Annotated in this window: 2 protein-coding genes; both read left to right on the top strand. The window is 56.5% G+C overall.

The window, feature by feature from the left end; all coding sequences use genetic code 11:
* The first annotated feature begins 60 nt into the window (after nt 1-60).
* A complete protein-coding gene (locus WCK51_15995; protein ID MEI7578391.1) occupies nt 61-1,299 on the top strand; it encodes an AAA domain-containing protein in 1,239 nt (412 codons plus the stop codon).
* Nucleotides 1,300-1,645: 346 nt separating this feature from the next.
* Nucleotides 1,646-1,835: hypothetical protein (locus tag WCK51_15990; GenBank protein ID MEI7578390.1), on the top strand; the 190-nt coding region annotated here is incomplete at its 3' end.

Here is a 1,835-nt window from a genome sequence, read left to right as displayed (position 1 = left end):
CGTGGATATAGCAAGTGCCGTGCCATGTGCTAGTAAATGAATGCCGGATTAATAATCATCATGGACGAGGCATCCCAAATCAATCCGGAGGATGCGTGGGGAGCCATCACACGGGGCAAGCAACTCATCGTCGTCGGAGACCAGAAGCAAATGCCGCCGAGCGACTTCTTCATGTCGGCGCTGGAGGATGACGAATCTCCCGAGGACGAAGAGGAAGTCGACGGGGGCAAATCCGAGAGCATCCTTGATGCATCCGTTGCCTCACTTCTTTCCTCTTCGTTGCTATGGCACTACCGTAGCCGTCAGGAAACCCTCATCGCTCCGGCCAACAGTTTCTCCTACGACAACCGCCTTATCCTATTCCCGCATCCGCATCGCACTCACCCCGAACTGGGAATCCGATACCACTACATCGAGAACGCCACGACAACGAGCGGCAAGGTCACTAATGCCATGGAAGCGGCAGCCGTCGCCAAACGCGTACGCGAACTTGTTCTCCCCGAATATGCGAAACCAGCCAAGGACAGGCTCACCATCGGCGTCGTGACGATGAATCTCTATCAACAGGACGCGGTCAACGATCTTTTGGATAAGATGCGGCAGGACGACCGGCGCCTTGATCTTGCGATGACCGCGCTGGTTTCGGAGCAAAACGAGGAGCCACTGTTTGTTCGGAACTTGGAGAATATCCAAGGGGACGAACGCGACATCATGCTTATCTCATGCACTTATGGCCCTCACTCCCCCGGCGGGACGCCAACGCAAAGATTCGGGCCGCTCAATCGGGAAGGAGGCGAAAGGCGATTCAACGTGCTCATCACGCGCGCCAAGTGGCGAATGGAAGTCTTTGCTTCAATTCGCAGCGAACAAGTCTTAGTCGACGCCAAAGGGAAGGGAGTTCGTGATTTCCACCTGTTCCTGAAGTATACCGAGAGCGGCGTGCTTGTCGATCGGGGAGAGACGACTGGCAAACCGAGTGACTCGCCCTTCGAGATTCAGGTGGAGGCCGTGCTTCGACGCGCTGGGTTCGAAACCGAGCGGCAAGTCGGTGTTGCCGGTTACTTCATCGACTTGGCGGTAAAGCACCCGCGCCATCCCGGACTCTTCGCCATTGGAGTGGAGTGTGACGGCGATACCTATCATTCCAGTCGCGCCGCTCGAGACCGCGATCGACTGCGAGAGAAGGTCTTGATCGAGCGTGGTTGGACACTTCATCGGATTTGGTCGAACGACTGGTTCGTTACACCGCAACAAGCAAAGAAGCGGCTTCTTGACGCAGTAAGTTGCGCCTGTCGTTAAAATGTCTGCACGATTCCATCGACCAATTGAATTCCTTGGGATCATCACTGCGGATCACAACTACTCTGGTCCTTGCATCGTCTTGCGGATCACGTTGAACGGAGGGCAATGGGGTCACATCCAAACAATCAACATTTGGGTTTGGTGACAGCCACGGGAATCGGATCTGTCCCTTTGGCATGGGGGTTCAAGAGCCACGGTGAGCCCATCAAAGGTCTTGGGGTCACGTCCAAGCATTGGACGCAGGCCATCTTCTAATTTAAGGCACCGGGGTCACATCCAAATCTTTGATGTTGGGTTCAGAGGGCGGGCAATAGGGACAAATCCAAACAATCTATCTTTGGGTGTGGCGACCGGCACTGGAGTCGGATCGGTCCATGGGCCCTGGGTGGTGCCGGCGCCTAGGCGAATCCCGGGCTTCCCCGGGGAACCCTCGGGCGCATGGGGAACGATCTCCGGGACGTCCGAGTTCATCTCCGGCGTCCTCGGGCAAAGGTCGGGAGTCCTCGGGCAAAGGTCGGGAGTCCTCGGGCAAA

The sequence above is a fragment of the Armatimonadota bacterium genome, assembly GCA_037138755.1.
Lineage (GTDB): Bacteria > Armatimonadota > Fimbriimonadia > Fimbriimonadales > Fimbriimonadaceae > Fimbriimonas.
This window is presented reverse-complemented; position numbering and strand designations above follow the sequence as displayed.